Annotated in this window: 19 protein-coding genes; 13 read left to right on the top strand and 6 right to left on the bottom strand. The window is 33.3% G+C overall.

Annotated features, from left to right (window positions below; genetic code table 11):
- Positions 1 to 83 precede the first annotated feature (83 nt).
- Entirely contained in the window at positions 84 to 674 is a 591-nt protein-coding gene (gene def, locus ACPX19_RS09155; RefSeq protein WP_426429702.1) for a peptide deformylase, read from the bottom strand.
- Between the two features lie 39 nt (positions 675 to 713).
- Complete coding sequence (gene ruvX / locus ACPX19_RS09150) at positions 714 to 1,127, bottom strand: Holliday junction resolvase RuvX (protein ID WP_426429701.1); 414 nt, start codon at positions 1,125 to 1,127, stop codon at positions 714 to 716.
- A 367-nt stretch (positions 1,128 to 1,494) separates the two neighbouring features.
- Here ruvX and ACPX19_RS09145 point away from each other — a divergent pair, with 367 nt between their 5' ends.
- Both ACPX19_RS09145 and ACPX19_RS09140 read left to right on the top strand, forming a co-directional pair.
- A complete protein-coding gene (locus tag ACPX19_RS09145; RefSeq protein WP_426432446.1) occupies positions 1,495 to 2,310 on the top strand; it encodes a 2,3,4,5-tetrahydropyridine-2,6-dicarboxylate N-succinyltransferase in 816 nt (271 codons plus the stop codon).
- Between the two features lie 30 nt (positions 2,311 to 2,340).
- Positions 2,341 to 3,405, top strand: a complete 1,065-nt coding sequence (locus ACPX19_RS09140) for a glycosyltransferase family 9 protein (protein WP_426429700.1) — start codon at positions 2,341 to 2,343, stop codon at positions 3,403 to 3,405.
- Between the two features lie 2 nt (positions 3,406 to 3,407).
- Here the strand turns inward: ACPX19_RS09140 and ACPX19_RS09135 are convergent, their stop codons facing one another.
- A complete protein-coding gene (locus ACPX19_RS09135) occupies positions 3,408 to 4,229 on the bottom strand; it encodes a glycosyltransferase family 2 protein (RefSeq protein ID WP_426429699.1) in 822 nt (273 codons plus the stop codon).
- A 3-nt stretch (positions 4,230 to 4,232) separates the two neighbouring features.
- Positions 4,233 to 5,054: a glycosyltransferase family 2 protein gene (locus ACPX19_RS09130; protein WP_426429698.1), complete on the bottom strand. Its 822-nt coding sequence runs from the start codon at positions 5,052 to 5,054 to the stop codon at positions 4,233 to 4,235.
- Between the two features lie 41 nt (positions 5,055 to 5,095).
- On the opposite strand from ACPX19_RS09130, the gene ACPX19_RS09125 reads away from it, so the two are divergent.
- Positions 5,096 to 5,854 (top strand): glycosyltransferase family 2 protein, encoded by a 759-nt coding sequence (locus ACPX19_RS09125; RefSeq protein WP_426429697.1) that lies wholly within the window; start codon positions 5,096 to 5,098, stop codon positions 5,852 to 5,854.
- A gap of 4 nt (positions 5,855 to 5,858) precedes the next feature.
- Here the strand turns inward: ACPX19_RS09125 and ACPX19_RS09120 are convergent, their stop codons facing one another.
- A complete protein-coding gene (locus ACPX19_RS09120) occupies positions 5,859 to 6,617 on the bottom strand; it encodes a lipopolysaccharide kinase InaA family protein (protein ID WP_426429696.1) in 759 nt (252 codons plus the stop codon).
- Positions 6,618 to 6,705: 88 nt separating this feature from the next.
- Here ACPX19_RS09120 and ACPX19_RS09115 point away from each other — a divergent pair, with 88 nt between their 5' ends.
- The 5 genes from ACPX19_RS09115 to ACPX19_RS09095 all read left to right on the top strand — a co-directional run bounded on the left by ACPX19_RS09115 (position 6,706) and on the right by ACPX19_RS09095 (position 11,563).
- The gene (locus ACPX19_RS09115; RefSeq protein ID WP_426429695.1) at positions 6,706 to 7,602 is read left to right on the top strand and encodes a polysaccharide pyruvyl transferase family protein; all 897 of its coding nucleotides are present in this window, start codon (positions 6,706 to 6,708) and stop codon (positions 7,600 to 7,602) included.
- 5 nt (positions 7,603 to 7,607) lie between these two features.
- Entirely contained in the window at positions 7,608 to 8,456 is an 849-nt protein-coding gene (locus ACPX19_RS09110; RefSeq protein ID WP_426429694.1) for a glycosyltransferase, read from the top strand.
- Positions 8,457 to 8,569: 113 nt separating this feature from the next.
- A complete protein-coding gene (locus ACPX19_RS09105) occupies positions 8,570 to 9,985 on the top strand; it encodes a CCA tRNA nucleotidyltransferase (RefSeq protein WP_426429693.1) in 1,416 nt (471 codons plus the stop codon).
- Positions 9,986 to 10,016: 31 nt separating this feature from the next.
- A complete protein-coding gene (locus tag ACPX19_RS09100) occupies positions 10,017 to 11,033 on the top strand; it encodes a COX15/CtaA family protein (protein WP_426429692.1) in 1,017 nt (338 codons plus the stop codon).
- 14 nt (positions 11,034 to 11,047) lie between these two features.
- A complete protein-coding gene (locus tag ACPX19_RS09095; protein WP_426429691.1) occupies positions 11,048 to 11,563 on the top strand; it encodes an IS1096 element passenger TnpR family protein in 516 nt (171 codons plus the stop codon).
- Here ACPX19_RS09095 and ACPX19_RS09090 read toward each other — a convergent pair whose 3' ends face one another.
- Positions 11,564 to 12,004: a hypothetical protein gene (locus ACPX19_RS09090; protein ID WP_426429690.1), complete on the bottom strand. Its 441-nt coding sequence runs from the start codon at positions 12,002 to 12,004 to the stop codon at positions 11,564 to 11,566.
- Between the two features lie 131 nt (positions 12,005 to 12,135).
- Here ACPX19_RS09090 and ACPX19_RS09085 point away from each other — a divergent pair, with 131 nt between their 5' ends.
- From ACPX19_RS09085 to ACPX19_RS09065, 5 genes are all read left to right on the top strand, one after another.
- A complete protein-coding gene (locus tag ACPX19_RS09085; RefSeq protein WP_426429689.1) occupies positions 12,136 to 13,065 on the top strand; it encodes an ABC transporter ATP-binding protein in 930 nt (309 codons plus the stop codon).
- Between the two features lie 24 nt (positions 13,066 to 13,089).
- A complete protein-coding gene (locus ACPX19_RS09080) occupies positions 13,090 to 13,917 on the top strand; it encodes an ABC transporter permease (protein ID WP_426429688.1) in 828 nt (275 codons plus the stop codon).
- 103 nt (positions 13,918 to 14,020) lie between these two features.
- Positions 14,021 to 17,440, top strand: a complete 3,420-nt coding sequence (locus ACPX19_RS09075; RefSeq protein ID WP_426429687.1) for a T9SS type B sorting domain-containing protein — start codon at positions 14,021 to 14,023, stop codon at positions 17,438 to 17,440.
- Between the two features lie 3 nt (positions 17,441 to 17,443).
- Entirely contained in the window at positions 17,444 to 19,903 is a 2,460-nt protein-coding gene (locus tag ACPX19_RS09070; RefSeq protein ID WP_426429686.1) for a T9SS type B sorting domain-containing protein, read from the top strand.
- A 38-nt stretch (positions 19,904 to 19,941) separates the two neighbouring features.
- On the top strand, positions 19,942 to 21,723 hold the full coding sequence (locus ACPX19_RS09065; RefSeq protein WP_426429685.1) for a gliding motility-associated C-terminal domain-containing protein: 1,782 nt from the start codon (positions 19,942 to 19,944) through the stop codon (positions 21,721 to 21,723).
- Positions 21,724 to 21,880: the final 157 nt, after the last annotated feature.

Here is a 21,880-nt window from a genome sequence, read left to right as displayed (position 1 = left end):
CTGAGCCTGTCGAAGTCTGTTCTATTTACTTCTTATATACGCTTCGACAAGCTCAGCGTGACAGACAATCTAATTTTTTTGTATTAACGTTTTTTGCTCATTGCAGGAAAACGCATTTTATAATCTATTTTAATTTTTCCTTTTGAAATATTTACCAACTTTCCTTTTATCAAACGCTTTTTAAATGATGATAGTTTATCGGTAAATAAAATTCCTTCGATATGATCGTACTCATGCTGAATAACTCTAGCGATTAGACCATCATATTCTTCAATATGTGTTTCAAAATTTTCATCTTGATATTGAATCTTGATTTTTGGTTTTCTAAAAACATCTTCTCTTACATCTGGAATACTCAAACATCCTTCATTAAAAGCCCATTCATCTCCTTCTTCTTCTAAAATCTGTGCATTGATAAATGTTTTCTTAAAATTCTTCATTTGTTCTTTATCTTTTTCAGTTAAATCTTCATCGTCTGAAAAAGGCTCGGTATCTACCAAAAATAAACGGATAGGCAAACCAATTTGTGGCGCAGCTAAACCAACACCATAAGCACCATACATCGTCTCGTACATGTTTTCAATAAGCTCATTGAGGTTCGGATAATCTTTATCGATTTCCTTAGCTTTTTTCTTTAATACGCCATCGCCATAAGCAACTATTGGTAATATCATAATTTTCGTTGTTTTCGGATGCAAAAGTACAATTCTTATTTAAGAATTTGAAGCTAAATAACTCTGCAATATTAAGGTTGCACTTATTTCATCTACAAGTGCTTTATTTTGACGTTGTTTTTTCTTTAGACCACTATCTATCATGGTTTGAAAAGCCATTTTAGATGTAAAGCGTTCATCTACTCTTTCAACAGGAATATTAGGAAATTGTTTTATCAACTCTTCTAAAAACTTCTGAATATGAACTTCGCTCTCTGAAGCGGTATTGTCCATTTGCTTGGGCTCACCAACTACAAATTTTTCTACATCTTCATTAGCTATGTAAGTTCTTAGATATTGAATCAATTCTTTTGTGTCAACAGTTGTTAAACCCGATGCTATAATTTGCATTGGATCGGTAACTGCCAACCCTGTTCGTTTTGTACCGTAATCTATGGCTAAAATTCTTCCCATCGCTACAAAGATAATGCAATAAAAAACGCTTCTTAATAAAAAGAAGCGTTTTTAAAATTAGCTATTAATTAAGTCGTTGATTTTATTACCCTCTATAAATAAATCACGTTAATTATATCTATAAGACACCAAAGTAATTCATTGGTCACATTTTCTTACAAAAAAAAAGAAAACCCCTCAAATTAAGGGGAGAGGAGTTTTCATAATTAGCTATTAATTAAATTCTCAGATAAATCTATATGAAAATAAATTTACGTCGCATTTAACAGTATTAAGACACTCCTTTTTTGATTAGGTCACAATTCTTTTTAAAAATATTTTACCAAGGCTATTTATCAACTTATCTTTGATGAAATTTTTATTACCAATGAAACAATTACAGACCGTTATAGAAAATGCCTGGGAAGACCGCTCCCTTTTAACCAATCATGTAACCATTGATGCTATAAGAAGTGTTATAGACCTTATAGATGCTGGAACACTTCGTGTTGCTGAACCAACTGAAAATGGCTGGCAGGTTAACGAATGGGTTAAAAAAGCGGTTGTACTTTACTTTCCAATACAAAAGATGGAAACTCATGAAGTTGGCATTTTTGAATACCACGACAAAATTCCGCTAAAGCGCAACTATATGGAAAAAGGCATTAGAGTTGTACCAAATGCTGTAGCAAGACATGGTGCCTATATTTCTAAAGGTGTTATTATGATGCCAAGTTATGTAAATATTGGTGCTTATGTAGATGAAGGTACCATGGTAGATACTTGGGCAACCGTTGGTAGTTGTGCACAGATTGGTAAAAATGTACACCTTTCTGGTGGTGTTGGAATTGGTGGTGTTTTAGAACCATTACAAGCTTCACCAGTAATTATAGAAGATGGTGCTTTTATTGGCAGCCGTTGTATCGTTGTTGAAGGTGTGCGTGTAGAAAAGGAAGCTGTACTGGGTGCTAATGTGGTATTAACAATGAGTACAAAAATTATTGATGTTACTGGTGATGAACCTGTAGAAATGAAAGGTAGAGTGCCTGCACGTTCTGTAGTCATTCCTGGCAGTTATACCAAAAAATTTGCAGCTGGCGAATACCAAGTGCCATGTGCATTAATTATTGGGAAACGTAAAGAAAGTACAGATAAAAAGACATCGTTAAATGATGCTCTTCGCGAATATGATGTAGCGGTTTAAAAGTTACATTACTATTTGGCTTCTTAAAAAATGAAAATTTTAATCATACAACAGAAAATGATTGGCGATGTTTTGGCTTCAAGCATCTTATTTGAAGCTATAAAGCAAAAATTTCCAAATGCAGAATTACATTACCTCATCAATACGCATACGTTTCCGGTTGTAGATCAGAATCCCTTTATAGATGAAATTCAGTTCTTTTCACCAGAACACGAAAAAAGTAAACTAAAACTTTTTAAACTTGCAAAACAACTTCGTAAAGAAAATTATGATGTGATTATTGATGTTTATTCTAAATTGTCCAGTAATCTAATTACCTTTTTTTCAAAAGCAAAAATTAAAATTTCTATAGATAAAGGTAGAAATAAGCTATTGTATAACAACTTACACAAACACAAAGCTAAAGCTGATACCAACGCAGGCTTGGCTATTGAAAACCGCCTACAATTACTGCAGTCTTTAGATATAGACACAACCAAAATAGTTAGACCAAAAATATATCTAACTAGAGAGGAAGAATCTGCTGCTAAAGCATTTTTAGAATCAAATTACATTGACACTAACAAACCACTTTATATGATTGGTGTTTTGGGTAGTGGAGCTAACAAGACATACCCTTATGAATATATGGCTACAGTGATTGACACGATTGTTAATACACACCCTGAAAGTCAAATATTATTCAATTATATTCCAAAACAAGAAGCTGATGCCAAAGCAATCTTAGATTTGTGTGAATCTCAAACTCAAAAACACATTTATTTTGAGGTTTTTGGTAAAAGTTTGAGAGATTTTTTAGCAATAACTTCGCATTGTGATGCCCTAATTGGTAATGAGGGTGGGGCAATTAATATGGCAAAAGCACTTAATATCCCAACCTTCACTATCTTTTCACCATGGATTAAAAAAGAAGCATGGAATATGTTTGATGATGGTAAAAAACATGTATCGGTTCATCTTAAGGATTATGATGGCCAACCATACCTAAACATCAATCATCCTAAGGAATTAAAATCTGAAGCGTCGGATTTATATTTAAAATTTAAACCTACTTTTTTTGAAGATTCCTTGGTAGAATTTTTAAAAAGACTTTAAAACTAACTCTTTTTAATACCATGTTCGGTCCACTTGCGGTTTTCCTTTTTAGTAGTTGCCCGTATTGCCAAATTTCGGTCTAAAGATTCTTTGGTTTTATAACCACGAGCATGATCGAGGTGTAAACAAATGGCTTTATAACGTATTTGCTTGGTTTTAATACCGTTGTTTATTAAACGCTCACCCAACTCTCTATCTGGACCACCATATTGCATACGCTCGTCGTAACCATTAATAGCAATTAAATCAGATTTCCATGCTGAGGAATTACAATTATTAAATGTAGCACCAGTTGGTGTAACAACATCCAAAAAGTTGGCCAAACCATTCTTTACAGACAACTTTAGCTTATTCTTACCACCAAGCTCCCCTTGTTGTTTCAACCATTTAACTTCAAAACAACGTTTTGACTTAATATCATCTTCGGCTATGGTTTCGCTGATATCCATGGGTAATTTACAATAACCACCAGATAAAAAGTAACCTTTTTCGGCATGTTTGGCATGGGTTTCTACAAAATCCTCGCGAGGAATACAATCTCCGTCCGTAAATAAGATGTAATCGTTTTTAGCCATAACAATGGCTTCGTTCAATATTTTTTGACGTCGGTATCCTTGATCTTCATGCCATGCATGGGTAATTTCAACGGGATAATGCTTTTTAAACTTGTCAATTAAGTCCTTGGTTTCTTCGGTAGACCCATCATCCGCAATAATAATGTCAAAATCCTTGTAAGTCTGCACACTATAACCGTACAAGACTTTTTCTAACCAATCGGTTTTATTATAGGTGGCAATAATAACTGTAATTTTAGGTAATGCCATAATTTATTTATTGATACCAAATTCGGTATACGTTGATTTATTCCTTTTTGTTTCTTGTCGAATCTTCTTGTTATTCCTTTCAGATTCAACATTTTTATATGGTCTTCCGTGGTGCAAATGTACACAAATCGTACTATACCTAACTTGGAGAAATTTGATACCGTTATTCATCATTCGTTCTCCCACTTCCCTATCCTCACCACCATATTTCATACGTTCATCAAAACCATTAACAGCAATAATATCTTCCTTATAGCAAGACACATTCATGCCGTCAAACGTCGCTTTAGTTGGTGTGAATGCATTCAAAAGCTTCGCCTTAAATTTGGATCTGGTTAATTTATTAAGCTTAAACGTTTTGGGCTGACCCTTTGTTAGGAGCCACTGTTTATCGAAACATTTTTGATTTTCTATAATTTCTTTAGTGATACTTTGTGATATTTCTTCAGTCAATTTAAAATACCCACCAGAAAGTGCATAATTTGGACGTTTTAATTTTAAGTGTGTTGCTACAAAATCAGCTCTAGCAATACAATCGCCATCTGTAAAAATGAGATAGTCTGAACTAGAAGCCACGATAGCTTTATTTAGAATCTTTGTTTTTTGAAACCCTTCATCTTTTTGCCAAACATGAATGACTTTTAATTTTGAACCAGTTTTAAAGGCATCAATTACCGCTTTTGTACTGTCGTCTGAACCGTCATCTGCAATAATCAATTCAAAATCAGAGACCGTCTGAATAACATAACTATGCAATACCAACTCTAACCATTTTGGTTGATTGTAAGTACTAATGATAACCGAAGCCACAGGTAATGATTGCATAAGCACAAAAATACTATTTTTACAACACTGAAATAACAAGTATGTTAAAACTATCTGGTGTTATAATTACCTTTAATGAAGAACGGAATATAGAGCGCTGTCTACAATCCTTAGTCAATGTGGTTGATGAAATAGTGGTAGTAGACTCCTACTCGACTGATAATACCAAGGCCATTTGTGAAAAATTCAATGTAATCTTTATTGAGCAAGAATTTTTGGGTTATATAGAACAAAAAAACTTCGCTTTAGAACAAACCACTTACAAGTATGTGGTGTCTTTGGATGGTGATGAAGCCCTTTCCGAAGAGCTTCAGAACTCTATAATTGAATTAAAAAAGAATTGGATGTTTGATGGTTATTATGCCAACCGATATAACAATTTTTGCGGCCAATGGATAAAATACAGCGATTGGTATCCCAATAAAAAATTGCGCGTTTTTGATAAAACAAAAGCAGAATGGACAGGGATTAACCCTCACGATAATGTTCAATTTCATGATAATAAAACCAAGAGCGGTCACTTGAAAGGGGATATTTTACATTGGACATACCAAACATATTCTGAGTTTAATAAAAAAACTGAGTATTTCTCTACAATTGCAGCCAAAGCCTATTACGATAAGGGCAAGACAGCTCCTATTTGGAAAATAATATGGAATCCGACTTGGGCATTTTTTAAATCTTATATATTAAGACTTGGGATTTTAGATGGTTTTAATGGATTTGTAATTTGTGTTCAAACTGCAAATATTACGTTTTTAAAATACTCTAAGTTACGGGAGATTTATAAGAATCTTTGATAAATTAGCGTTTCCAAAATTTTAATTTTTTCTTTAGTCGCTTTTTTCTGTAATATTTATCTTGGAAATTTTGTGTAGAATTCCACATTAATTCAAACACTTTCTCATAAGGCTGATTACAACATTTAGCATATTCATCACTCATAACCTTTACCATAGACTCATGGGTTGTTAGCTTCGCAAAGTTCTTAATTCTGGTCTCAAAATCCATAGAACCAAATTTCATACGATTGAGATCTACAAGAAAAAATTCGTAACTATTATCCTTAATTTTTATAAGCGTATTACCAGGCGAATGATCTAAGAAATTGACATTTTTCTCGTGTAAATTATAAGTAAACCTAGTAAAGGCCCTCAAAATATCCTCGTGATTGGGGTAGTTTAAATCTTTGGTTAATTCTCTATATGTAATATCGCAACTTAATTGTTCGCTTATGTAAAAACTCTTTTTAAAGAAGAAAGCAGTCATAAATTCATAGTAAGCTATTGGCTGTGGCGTTCCAATCCCAAGATTTAGCAGTTTATTAGCATACTCAAAAGAACGCTGTGCCTTACTTTTTCTAAAAAACCTGTAAGCTATTTGATTTATGACATTCGGAATCTTAAATGACTTTACGTTAAGTGTTTTATCTTCAATTTTGAATAGCCTAAGAGAATTTCTATCTTGATTTCCAAATGGAGTTCCTGAAGTATCAAAATTTATAATAACATCATCTAACTGGGCCGTTATGGCTGTGAATTTATCTTCTATCACTCTATTCATGCTACAAAATTACAATTAGTTTATAACTTTTACTTTAATTTAGCCAATATTGAAACAAATCTATAACTCCTCTTTGACATCTTAGAAAATGAAAAACATAATATCTTCATTAAAAAGAAAACGGATAAAAAACAAAACTATAAGCACTATTCTAAATTCAGACCAAAAAAATGATTCTGTAGTTAACCTTCATAGAATAGATAAAAATAATGTTGGTGATTTTTATTGTGCTCCACATCTTTATTTTGATGTTTTAAAAGATAAATCTTTAGACATATTTGATTATAAAGTTGATGATAAGAACGTGACCAATAATTTCATCGAAAAAATATCAAATAATAGTTTAATTATAGGTGGTGGTGGACTGCTAAACCGCTCTGGCTTTTCTAAACAAATGAAAATGTTTGAAAAGCTAACCGATAAGAACAAAAAGATAGTGCTTTGGGGATTGGGTCATAATCGTAAAGACCCATCGACATTTAATAAAAAAGTAGATTATAATATCAATATTTCTAGATTTGGCCTAGTTGGTACAAGAGACTATAGTATGCCTGGGGAATATGTCCCTTGTGTAAGTTGCATGCATAGCATTTTTGACAAAGATTATTCTAGCACTCAAGAAACTGGTATTATCTTTCATAAAGACACTTTAAAGAAAAACAACCTTTTAAAACGTCTAGAAAACTATCCTACAAGCTCTAACACAACTAATCTTGAAGAAATGGTAGGTTTTATTGGTAAATCAGAAACTATAGTTACAGATAGTTACCATGCTATGTACTGGTCCTTACTCTTAAATAAAAAAGTAGTTGCGATACCTAACTCCTCTAAATTCTATGATTTTAAATACAAACCTGTTTTTTCTTCTTTTGACAACTTTGAGGACGATATTAAGAAAGGCCATAGTTATTCGGGAATTTTAGAAGAATGTCGTGAGATAAATCATAAATTTGCCGATAAAGTATTTAATTATCTTAACTTATAAAAAAGATGGAGTATAACCATTTTTTAATTACTAGGTTTAATCTTAGGAATCCTAAATGGGTTGCTGACAAAAAAAACGCACCGGTTTTAACGGATCAATGGCACGAAAACAGGTTTAAATTATTCAATGATTTTTGCTTTGAAAGTGTGAAAGCACAAACAAATCAAAATTTTCAGTGGCTCGTTTTTTTTGATACAACTACACCCCAAAAATTTAGAGATATTGTTGATACTTTCAAGTCTAAAATGGACAATTTCATACCTATATATGTAAATGGAATGGATTTGTTTTTACCATCAATTAAGGAATATATTTCTAACTACAATAGCAAATTTCTTATTACCAGTCGTCTAGATAATGACGATTGCATCAGTAGGTATTATATAGATGAAGTCCAAAAACGATTTAATCACCAAAACTTCATGGCTGTAGATTTTATAGATGGATACTCACTTCAAATAAAACCCGATGTAAAGATTGGTAAGCGAATAGACCAATACTCCCCTTTTATTAGTCTAATTGAAAAAAACGATAACCCAAAAACAGTCTGGAGTGCTAGTCACTCACATTGGAAAAGGGAAAAAAATGTTGATTTTGTTAGAAATGTAAGCGTTTGGACAGCAGTTTCACACTTAGAAAATAAAGTCAATGGGTTCGGTGGATACGGAAAAGTGAATATTGAAGATTATTTGAATACTTTTAAAATCAGCAAAAATCAGCAAAACTATATTAAAGACAATATAGTACCAGGCAATATTTGGGAATTCAACAATATAAAAATGAGACTTAAGTCTCACCTTAACTATCATTACAAAAATCTTAAAAAATCGTTGGGAGTATATAAGTTTAAATAAGTTCTAAAAACGTTAATTAAGACAATTATTATAACTTTTATTTAGATTGAGCCATTGGTATTTATAAATATTTATTAGTCGTATCTTTGCAAAACCATTTTTAATTCATAAAAATGAATCATAAACAGGCTCTAAAACACGATATTTTTAAAACCATTTCACAATCCGCTAAAGAATTAAAATTAGACTGTTATGTGATTGGAGGTTATGTACGTGATTATCTCTTAGAGCGTGGAGATGCAAAAGATATAGATGTAGTTGCTGTTGGGAGTGGTATAAATCTCGCACAGCAAGTTTCTAAAAACCTACCAACAAACCCTAAAGTTCAGGTATTTAAAACCTATGGGACAGCTATGTTACGCTTTGAAGACATTGAAGTAGAGTTTGTTGGCGCACGTAAAGAAAGTTATAACGAAGATAGCCGTAATCCTTTAGTAGAAAATGGCACATTACAAGATGATCAAAACCGACGTGATTTTACAATAAATGCACTTGCTCTTAGTCTCAATACATCTAATTTTGGTGAGCTTTTAGATCCTTTTAAAGGTATAGAAGATTTAGATAAAGGCATTATTCGTACACCATTAGACCCAGACATAACGTACAGTGATGATCCGCTACGTATGCTGCGTGCCATTCGTTTTGCAACACAGCTCAACTTTGCAATTGAAGAAAAATCCCTGAAAGCTATTACTGTCAATAAAGACCGAATCAAAATAATAACCAAAGAGCGTATTGTTACAGAGTTAAACAAAATACTAGAAAGTGATAAACCTTCAATAGGATTTAAACTTTTAGAAAAAACAGGATTATTAGACTACATTCTACCAGAACTTATAGCCTTAAAAGGAATTGATGAGATTGAAGGTCAACGTCATAAAGATAACTTCTATCATACCCTAGAAGTTGTTGATAACATTGCGCAAACTACAGATAATTTATGGTTACGTTGGGCTGCACTTCTACATGACATTGGAAAAGCTCCTACAAAAAAGTTTGACAAAAAAATTGGATGGACTTTTCATGCTCATGAGTTTGTAGGCTCTAAAATGGTTTATAAATTATTTAAACGACTTAAAATGCCATTAAATGACAAAATGAAATTTGTTCAAAAAATGGTGTTGATGAGTTCTCGCCCAATAGTTTTAGCTAGTGAAGTTACAGATTCCGCTGTGCGGCGTTTGGTATTTGATGCTGGTGAGCATGTAGATGATCTAATGACGCTTTGTGAGGCCGACATCACCACAAAAAACCCAAAAAAATTCAAAAAATACCACAGTAATTTTAAACTTGTACGAGACAAAATTATTGAAGTTGAAGAGCGTGATCGTGTACGTAATTTTCAACCACCTGTTTCAGGTGAAGAAATAATGAAAGCGTTTAATTTAAAACCTTCAAAAGAAATAGGAATAATTAAAGAAGCTATAAAAGAAGCTATTCTTGAAGGTGAGATCCCTAACGAACATGAGGCAGCATATAAATTAATGATAGAAAAAGGAAAGAAATTGGGGTTGATTACTCAGAATTGAATAATAAAAAATTGAAAAAGAAAATAGAAAAATGAAAAAGGATAATAAATCCGTAATCTACTGGTTGCTAACAGGTTGTTTCTTAATTTTTATAATGGTGATAGTTGGTGGTATTACCAGACTTACGCATTCTGGCCTCTCCATTTCTAATTACAAGTTGATTTCTGGTGTGATTCCACCTATGAACGAAATAGAATGGAATGAAGCTTTTGATTTATATAAACAGTACCCTGAATATCAAAAGTTAAACTATGGCATGTCTTTAGAAGAGTTTAAAGACATTTATTTCTGGGAATGGATACATCGTGTTATCGGTCGCTTTATTGGGTTAGTATTTATTATTCCTTTCGTTTATTTTTTAATAAAAAAACGACTCTCTAAATCCACCATTAAAAAATCTATTATTCTTCTCCTTATGGGAGGATTTCAAGGTTTTTTGGGCTGGTATATGGTAAAAAGTGGATTGGTAGACAGACCAGACGTAAGTCATTATAGACTAGCGGCACACTTAACAACAGCATTTCTAACCTTTGCCTATACCTTTTGGGTTGCTTTAGATTTAATGTTTCCTAATAAGAAATCTATAGATACAAAACTTAGAAATTTTATTAGAATAGGTTTAGCTGTATTAATTATTCAGATTATTTACGGTGCTTTTGTTGCTGGTTTAGATGCTGGATGGATACACAACCATTGGCCTTTTATGAGTGAAGGTAAACTGATTCACGAAACGGTTTATACAGAACAAAGCCCAACGTTTCTCAATTTTATTGAGGGAAAAAGCGGAGTACAGTTTGTGCACAGAACCTTGGCTTATGTTGTAGTAATTTTCATTTTATCCATTTGGTACAAAGCCACACGAAAAGAGATTTCAAAATTGCAGAAATTAGGAGTCAATAGCTTACTTGCAGTAGTAGGCATACAGTTTTTTTTAGGTGTGCTCACACTACTACTTGCCGTACCTGTTTGGCTAGGAGTTTTACATCAGGTTGTTGCATTTATTTTATTGAGTTGTATGGTTTTTACACTTCATCGTTTTAGTAAATAGTTTAAATTTGTATTATGATTTACAGATTTAGAGTCATATTAGACAACGATACAGAAGATGATGTGTTTCGCGATTTAGAGATCCGTGAAACAGACACTATGGAAGATTTACATAATATCATTACCCAATCTTTTGGTTTTGACGGTATGGAAATGGCTTCTTTTTATATAAGTGATGATCAGTGGAATCAAGGTGAAGAAATTGCCATGTTTGACATGAGTGAAGCTGGTAACGAAGTCAAAATGATGAGCACAACTATTATCAAAGATATAGTACACGAGGCATCACCAAAACTAATATATGTATACGATTTCTTAAGCATGTGGACCTTCTATGTAGAACTTGCTGAAATTGTAGACGAAACCCAAGGCACAGACTATCCAAATTTAATGTTTGTCCATGGTCAGATACCAGATCAAGCACCAGATAAGTCATTCGAAGCTGAAGAAAATGATGATTTTAATGAATTTGACGATGATCTAGATATTGACGATTACGAAAGTCTTGATTTTGATGAAAATTGGAATTGATTAGTCTTTCCTCAAAAATGATTTCCTATTTAATACATTTTTGATAATAATCTCATTTACAAAATAATCCAAGCCTGACCCAATAAGGATATTTCTGCTATCAAAATTTTGATACAGCCCATTTTCAAGTGGCTCACAAAAAAATAAAAAGCTATCCAGGTTATCAAAATTTATTCTGTCTTCCAACATAAATTTTGGTGGACTAAAATCTATACCTGATACATCAAAATTAAAGTCTTTTCTAATAGAAACCCATTCTGGTTTTTTAAAATTAATGATAGACTTTTCTGTTTGTAATGATAAGCCTTTATTGAAATTTATATCTTCAGCCAATACACTCTTAAAATAAAATTCTTTAGAACTTTTATTATCAATGCTTTGAGCCTTAGATAAATTCACAAAACAAACTAGTAAAAGCACCTTTAAGACAATAGATTTCATAGATAATGTTTTCCTCAAATTTACAAAATAGTTTATAAAACTAAACCTAACTGTAACAAATAATAATCAACATCGTCATACTTACATAACCAATCAATACTGAGTTTTCAGTATTCAAAAACCAATCAATTTTGGAGCAACCCATTCTAACAATTAATAATCTTACAAAGAAATTTGGCTATCTCACAGCAGTAAAAGATTTAAGTTTTACCATTAACAAGGGAAACGTTTACGGTATTTTAGGTCCTAATGGAAGCGGAAAATCCACCACTTTGGGCATCGTACTCAATGTGGTTAATAAAACCAGTGGAAGCTTTCATTGGTTTGATGGTAATACCTCAACTCATGATGCCTTAAAACAAGTAGGTGCTATTATAGAGCGTCCAAATTTTTACCCTTATATGACTGCAGAACAGAATCTAAAACTAGTTTGTAGAATAAAGGGAGTAGATCATGACAAAATTGACGAAAAACTAGAGGTAGTAGGACTCTTAGATAGAAAAAACCATAAGTTTAAAACCTACTCTTTGGGTATGAAACAACGTTTAGCCATTGCTTCTGCCCTACTTAATGATCCTGAGATTTTAATTTTAGATGAACCTACAAATGGATTAGATCCACAAGGAATTCATCAAATCCGTCAAATCATTAAAGAAATAGCTGCAGGAGGTACAACCATATTATTAGCTTCCCACCTTCTTGACGAAGTTGAAAAGGTATGTTCTCATGTTGTTGTACTTAGAAAAGGTGAAAAATTATATTCTGGTCGCGTAGATGAAATGATAAATAGTCATGGCTTTTTTGAGTTAAAAGCAGACAAAAGAGAAGAGCTTATTGCGCTTATTGAATCTAATCCAAACTTTGGAAAACTTAAAATTGAAGGTGAATTAATTACTGCTTTTTTAAATGAGCCTATGTCAGCATCAGACTTTAATAAAATGATGTTCGATAAAGGCATCTTGCTATCACACTTAGTAAAGAGAAAAGAAAGTCTTGAGGAGCAATTCTTGCAATTAACAGACAATACAGGAATTAATCAAGAAATAGAAAAATTAGGCTAAGACCTTTCAAAACCAATCAAAAATATGTTACGTCTCATAAAATTAGAATTACAAAAATTATGGCTCAATAAAGTAAGCCGTATACTCATTTTTGTATCATTTATATTACCCTTTACAGTATTAGTACTATCATCAATAAAAATCAATTTTTTTGGTTTTTTCACCTTAGAATTAGGTGAGTTGGGGATTTTTAACTTTCCTATTATCTGGCACATTACAACCTTTTTCGCCTCATACTTTAAATTCTTTTTTGCCATTGTTGTGGTTAGTATGATTGGTAATGAATACAGTAACAAAACACTAAAACAGAATCTTATAGATGGCTTAAGTAAAAAGGAGTTTATTTTATCAAAGTTCTATACAATAGTATTCTTTTCACTTTGTGCCACTATACTTATAGGAGTTGCTTCATTTTTTATAGGATTGTATTATTCTAGTTATACTGAAGCATCTATTATTTTTAGGGAAGTAGAATTTTTACTGGCTTATTTTGTAAAACTTGTGGGCTTCTTTAGTTTGTGTTTATTCTTCGGAATGTTACTTCAACGTTCAGCTTTTGCATTAGGTTTCTTATTTGTACTCTATATTATTGAATGGTTAATATTTTGGGGTGCTTACGAAGTTTTTGATAATGCTGATGATGCTTTTAAAGTTAAAAACTTCTTACCTCTAGAATCTATGTATAAACTCATAGACCAACCTATTCAACGTATTATAATGACTAAATTCCCCGAAAAGACAGATATAGCCTACGACTATGCAGTGCATTGGTACGAAATAGCAATCGTATTGGGTTGGTCTGCGATTTTTATCTTTTTGTCTTATCAATTATTAAAAAAGAGAGATTTGTAATAACTTTGAGGTAATTGCTATGTAATTTTAATACTAAATCTAGGAGTTTTTAAGTTCTCCTTGTTATATTGTATTGAACTATGTAGTGTACATTAAAGTTGTTATGAAAAAGAGCTGTGTTTTAATATTTACCATACTTTTTTGTGCCTTATCATTTGCTCAAGAAGAAACTACCAATTGGGCTTTTGGAAACAATGCTGGTCTTAATTTTGATTTAACAACAGGAAACGTAACTCCTATTATCACTTCCATAAGTACCTCAGAAGGGTGTTCTACTATCTCTGATGAAAATGGTATTTTACAATTTTATACAGACGGACGAACAGTTTGGAACCGTAACCATCAAATTATGCCCAATGGTAATTATTTTGGTGGCACAGGTTTGCTAGGAGATCCTTCTAGTACCTCTTCAGGTGTAATTGTACCTCATCCAACTAATAACAACCTATACTATATCTTTACTGTAGATGAACCTCATCACAATAATGCATGGGCATCACCCAATCAAGGTCCTGCTGATCAAAATGGAAATCCCTTAAATTTTTATGAAGAAACTTTTGGAGATTTTCAATCTGTACCAAATGATGACGACGGCTTTAATAATGGCTTCAACTACTCTTTAGTAGACATGACACTCAATGGAGGTTTTGGTGATGTCGTAACTACCGAAAAAAATGTACACCTTATAACTTACGATACCTCTCAACAAGACCAAACATTATATAAGTGTGCCGAAAAAATAACTGCCGTTCAAGGGGCTGATTGTGAAACAATGTGGGTTATAACTCAGTTTGTAGACACCTTTTATGCTTTTAAAATAGACGCTAATGGGTTCAATGATTTAACTCCAGTAACTTCAATAGTACCACCCAATATCACCACACAAGGTTATAGACGTAATGGTATTGGCTACATGAAATCATCTCCAGACGGCACTAAAATTGCTGTTTGCCATGCTCAAAATGGTGTTTTTCCTAGCGATGATAATGCTGCACCTGATACTGGTAGTTTTTGGATTTATGATTTTGATAATGCGACTGGTCAAGTTAGTAATCCTGTTAATTTAATTTCAGATGTTCAAAGTTACGGAACTGAGTTCTCTGCTGATTCCAAAAAAGTATATGTCACAAATGGTTCAGTAGTGAGACAATTTGATCTTGAAGACAACAATTCAGAAACTATTGTACACCAACAACCAAGTGGATTTATTTCGGCTATGCAATTAGCACCAAATAATAAAATTTATGTTTGTAATCAATCTAACCCAATTAGTTTAGATGTTATTGAACAACCTGCCGAAGCTGGATTAGCTTGTACATACAACGTTGCTGGTCAATCTCTAGCTGGAGGAACTAGCGCAACTCTGGGTCTACCACCATTTATTACTTCTTTTCTTGGTTTTGAAATAGATATCATCAGAAACGGTATTAGCACCACCGAATTACGCTTGTGTACTGGTGATAGTTACACCTTGCAAGCAGACGATATCACTGGTGCTGATTATGTTTGGTCTTTTGATGGTAATCCGATTCCAGGAAACAATCAGGCGCAACTCTTTATAGATACTCCTGGTTTTTATGAAGTTTATATAGAACCCAATAATGGTGATTGCCCTATTGAAGGTAGTGCAGTTGTTGGTGTTTTTGATATTCCTGTAGCAAATCCTGTGACAGACATCACTGCATGTGATGACTTTGGAAACGATGGCATCTTTGGAGGTTTCGACTTTACCAATAAAAATAGCGAAGCACTTGCTACGCAATCAGCATCGCAGTATAATGTACGTTATTTTGAATCGATGGATGATGCTAATAATCTTGAAAATGAAATTACATTCCCATATACAAACATCAACAACCCACAAACCATATACGTCAGGGTAGATAATACCGATAATACAAATTGCTTTGATGTTACCAGTTTTCAACTTGAAGTGTTTAACACACCACAAATTGTTCAACTAAATAATATTGAATTTTGTGATAATGAAGGTGACCCAACAGATGGATTTGCTACAATAGAATTAGGAGATTTAATCCCATCTATAAGAGGTGCGCAATCAGAAGCCGATACAAATATAACATTTCACTCCACTCAACAAGATGCAGATGATAATGTATCACAATTACCCTTATCTTATAGCAATACAACAGCGGTTAACGAAACTATTTTTGTTAGAATAGAAAATACAAATAGTACAGACTGTTACAGTACAGGAAGTTTTCAGCTTACAATTAATGATGCTCCAATAGCGAATAATATTACTATAGTGCAGTGTGATGAAGATGATATACCTGAAGGCTTCACAACATTTAATATTGGTTCATTTAGTGATGATGTTATTAATAACGAAGCAAATAGAACCGTAACCTACTACCTATCTCTAGTAGATGCAGAAAATGAAGAAAACGAAATTGATGCTGATGCTTTTGATAATTTCTTTAATCCTCAAATAGTTTATGCAAGGGTTACGAATACCTCAACGGGTTGCGTAAGTTTTAGTGAAGTCTCTTTAGAGGTTAGTACTACATCTTCTAACAATGCTAGTTTGGCTGTGTGCGATGATGATGGTAATGAAGATGGTTTTGCCAATTTTAATCTCAATGATACCAATGCCATTGTACTTGCTGGTGCTCCTGCAGGTTTAAATCTTCAATACTATGAAACCTATGAAGATGCTTTAGTTGAAGCTAATCCGCTAAGTACCAACTTTACAAATACCATTCCGAATAATCAAACCATCTATGCTCGTGTTGAAAATTCTAATGCTTGCTATGGCATAAGTGAAATCGAGCTTACAGTTTACGAGCTTCCAAATATTGAAACCGAGTTTGAAACGTTATATTGCCTCAATAGTTTCCCAGAAACTATCGTATTAGACGCAGGAATTATTAATGATGCACCTAGTAACTATTTATTTGATTGGTCTACTGGTGAAAATACATCAACCATAGAAGTTGATGCTCCAGGCACCTATAATGTTAGAGTGAGTAATGTCAATGGCTGTTTTAAAGACAGAACCATAACAGTTTTACCATCCAATATTGCTACTATAGATAATATTGAAATTGTAGATGCTTCAAACAATAACTCCATTACCGTTTTGGTTTCAGGCGAAGGCGATTATGAGTATGCTTTAGATGATATTAATGGCCCTTATCAAGATTCTAATGTATTTGAAGATATTTCACCAGGTCTGTACACGGTATTTGTTAGAGACAAAAATGACTGTGGCATTGCAGATGAATTAGTTTCAGTTATTGGTTTTCCCAAATTCTTCACGCCAAATGGAGATGGAAGCAACGAGTTTTGGCAAGTCAGAGGCATTAATAATCAGTTTCAAGCTAATTCTTTAATTCTTATTTTTGACCGTTACGGAAAACTTTTAACAAAGCTTAACCCCCTCGGTCCTGGTTGGGATGGCACATATAATGGTGCCAACATGCCTGCGAGTGACTATTGGTTTAAGGTAGAACTAGAAGATGGTAGAGTCTTTACTAGTCATTTTTCTTTAAAACGATAATATTTGAAACCAAATCTATTTTATAATAAAAACCTATTAGCAATAGCTATCTTATGCTTTAGCATTTTCTGTTACAGCCAAGAACCTAATGACTGTGTCAATGCCATCACGGTTTGTGGTAATTCAAGCTTTGTGTTTGATGTTAATGGACAAGGTGTTGAAGAAGTACAAGGACTGAGTGATTGTGGTAGTGGTGAAAATAACAGTATCTGGTTTCAAGTAACTATTGCAACTTCTGGTACGCTTGCTTTTACATTAACACCAAGTAGTACTGCTATTTCTGAGGATTATGACTTTTTTCTTTTTGGTCCTAATGCCACTTGTGGTAATCTAGGGCAAACCATAAGATGCTCAACCACCAATCCAGCAGCAGCTAATCAAGGCAATAACCTCACAGGAATGAGTCCTGATGATCCAGATCCAGATGAAGGGCCTGGTGCGGATGGCGATAGTTTTGTAAGTGATTTAGATGTACTAGCAGGCGAAACTTATTTTTTAGTAATAGACAGGCCTGTTGGCAATAGTCCGTTTTCTCTAGAATGGACTGGTACCGCAACGTTTCCTGAAAGACCTTCAAACCCTACTTTAGCCAATCCGAATATCACAAGTTTACCCCCTTTAGAACTTTGTGACGGAATTGCACCTTTTGATGATGCTATAACAGAAGTAGACTTTTCTAATCTTTCACAAGATATCATTAATGGTGCTACAGATGTTGCAGTGAGTTACCACATATCTGAAAACGATGCTACCATCAATGTAAATCCTCTTGGCGATATTTTTACTAGCTTTCCTATCACCCAGACTGTTTTTATCAGAATTGAGAATACGATTACTGGATGTTTTATTATAAACGATATTGTAATCAATATTACTGGTTTTTCAAATTTTAATAACCCAACTACATATCAATTGTGTGATGATGACACTGATGGTGATGACCAAAATGGACAAGTCACATTTGATTTTGATTTAAAGACTCAAGAGATTATCAATGGTATTTTAGGTGCAAATTATAATATAACCTACCATTTATCTCAAGCAGATGCAGAAACTGATAATTCAGCTTTACCAACCATTTATACAAATACAGTAGCAACTCCTACTGAAATTTTTGTAAGAATTGAAGATATAAACAGTGGTTGTGTTGGGTTTACCTCGTTTGATATTGTAGTAGCTGCAAAGCCAATTGCTAATGATTTATCGCTAATACAATGTGATGAAGATGGCATACCTGAAGGTTTTACTACTTTCAATCTTAATCAAATATCTAATGAAGTTACCAACGGAGATTCAAATGCTGATGTTACTTATTATTTATCTCAAGTAGATGCAGAAAATAATGAAAATGAAATTAATGCCGATGCTTTTGACAATTTCTTCAATCCACAAATTGTTTATACAAGAGTTACTAATACTTCAACAGGCTGTGTGAGTTTTAGTGAAGTATCTTTAGAAGTTAGTACTACATCTTCTAACAATGCTAGTTTGGCTGTGTGCGATGATGATGGTAATGAAGATGGTTTTGCAGTTTTCAACCTTAACGACACCAATGCCATTGTGCTTGCTGGTGCCCCTGTTGGTTTAAATCTTCAATATTTTGAAACTTATGAAGATGCTTTGTTGGAAACTAATCCGCTTGGCACAAACTTTACCAATACTATTCCTTATAATCAAACGATTTATGCTCGTGTTGAAAACTCTAATGCTTGCTATGGTATTAGTGAAATTGAACTTACCGTTTACGAACTTCCAGATATTGAGACCGAATTTGAAACGTTATACTGCCTCAATAGTTTCCCTGATACAATCGTATTAGATGCTGGCATTGTTAACGACTCTCCAAGTAACTATTTATTTGATTGGTCTACTGGTGAAAATACAGCAACCATAGAAGTTGATGCACCAGGCACCTACAATGTTAGGGTGTCTAACGTTAACGGTTGTTTTAAAGACAGAACCATTACAGTCTTACCATCTAATATTGCAACTATTGAAGCAATTGAAGTTGTTGATGCTTCCAATAATAATACCATTACTGTTTTAGTTTCAGGCGAAGGAGATTATGAATACGCATTAGATGATGTTGATGGTCCTTATCAAGATTCCAACATATTCGAAGATGTATTACCAGGACTCTACACTGTATTTGTTAGAGATAAAAATGATTGTGGTATTACAGATGAATTAGTCTCGGTTATTGGTTTTCCTAAATTCTTCACACCAAATGGTGATGGTACAAACGAATTTTGGCAAGTCAAAGGTATTAGCAGTCAATTTCAAGCCAATACTAGTATTCAAATTTTTGACCGTTACGGTAAGCTATTGGTAGAACTCAATCCTCTTGGTGGTGGTTGGGATGGCACTTATAATGGTGCTAAAATGCCAAGTGCCGATTATTGGTTTAAAGTACAACTAGAAGATGGTAGAGTCTTTACAAGTCACTTTAGTTTGGTACGATAAATATTAATAGTAATTTAGATGAAACCAATCCAAGCCATTTGAAACAGGCATATCACATACTTTATTTGCTTTTTTTAGGCTTAGTATTACCAGTATCAGCTCAAGATATCTCATTGTTTCAACAATTCAATGGACGTTTTGATTATGTTGCCATAGGTAACACCATGAATATTGCTGAGAATGGCCCTTCAGGACCTTGCACAATAGCTACTACTTCATCAGCTGATTTAAACCTAAGTACTAATCAAACTATTGTTGCCGCCTATCTGTATTGGGCAGGCTCAGGAACAGGTGATTTTGACATTACAATTAATGATTTACCTATAACTGCAGAACGTACCTTTAGCGATGCCTTGGATGCCAACCGTGTATTTTTTGCAGCTTTTGCTGATGTTACTGATATTGTAACCACTCTAGGCAATGACACATATACTATTTCAAATTTTGATCTTAATAGTGTTATCGCACCATACTGTCCTACGGGTACAAATTTTGGCGGTTGGGCTATATCTATAATTTACCAAGACGATACCTTACCCTTAAACCAACTTAATGTTTATGATGGCCTACAAAGCGTCCCGACTTTTTTAAGTATCACATTAGACAATCTAAATGTTTTAGATAATGAAAACGCTAAAATTGGTTTCATTGCTTGGGAAGGAGATCAATCTCTTGCCGTTAATGAACAACTAAGTATTAATGGTAATGTTATTAGTAATCCACCTTTGAATCCTGCCAACAATGCTTTTAATGGTACTAATTCATTTACAGGTGCTACAAATCTTTATAATATGGATATTGATGTGTATAACATTCAGAATAATATCAATATTGGAGATACCTCTGCAACAATAACCTTAACCTCTGGGCAGGACTATGTAATGATTAACAATATCATTACAGTACTAAACAGCCAATTACCAGATGCTACCATAGATGTTGACGATTATATAGTAAACTGTGGGGACAATAGTATTGAACTATTCTATACGGTCAATAATTTTAATAGTACAGATATACTACCTGCTAATACACCAATTGCATTTTATTTAGATGGTCTACTTATTGGGCAAAGCCAAACTATAAACACTTTAAATATTGGTGAGTCCGAATCTAATACCATAATTGTGACTGTGCCTGAAGACTCAAACCCTAATTTAACCATAATCGCAATTGTTGATGACGATGGTACCATGTCCGGAATCGTAACTGAAACCAACGAGGATAATAATGTTAACTTTGTTGATATTGAGCTATTAGTCATACCAGACATCATCACTTTACCAGGATTAGTTGGCTGCAACGAGGGTTTTGAAGTCTCAACTTATAATTTGTATGATGCCTTAATGAATCTGGAATATGATGAAGAAGATGTCTCTTTTTATCTATCCCTCGAAGACTTAGAAACAGCATCGAATTCTATTTTAATACCAAGTACTTACAATAACGCTTCAAATCCTGAGACTATTTATGTAAGGTTAGAAAGTCCTCCTTGTTATGAAATTTACACGTTTCAACTTACCATAGAAAATTGCCCACCTTATGTGCCGAATGGTTTTTCACCTAATGACGATACGTTTAACGACTGGTTTAACATACAAGGATTATATGACATTTTTACTGAGCATCAATTAAAAATCTTTAACCGATATGGTGATATTATTTTTGAAGGCAACAATGAAAAGCCTTGGAACGGAAAAATAAATAGTGGATTAAACAATCATGGTAAAACTGTTCCTGTAGGTACGTATTACTATATTCTAAACCTCAATGATCCTAACTATCGACCAATGGTAGGTTGGGTGTACGTAAATTACTAGATTTGTTAAGATTTTTATCCGTTTATCTTTTTCATTTGCAGGTAAGATAATCATCAATTAATTTTAATACTGTGTATAGATTTTAATCTCCCTCATGAGCATCATACACAAATCCCTCTTAATATTTTATTTATCGAAAGCTATGTTTTTCCATCAT

This window comes from Winogradskyella sp. HB-48 (assembly GCF_049942685.1).
Taxonomy (GTDB): domain Bacteria; phylum Bacteroidota; class Bacteroidia; order Flavobacteriales; family Flavobacteriaceae; genus Winogradskyella.
This window is presented reverse-complemented; position numbering and strand designations above follow the sequence as displayed.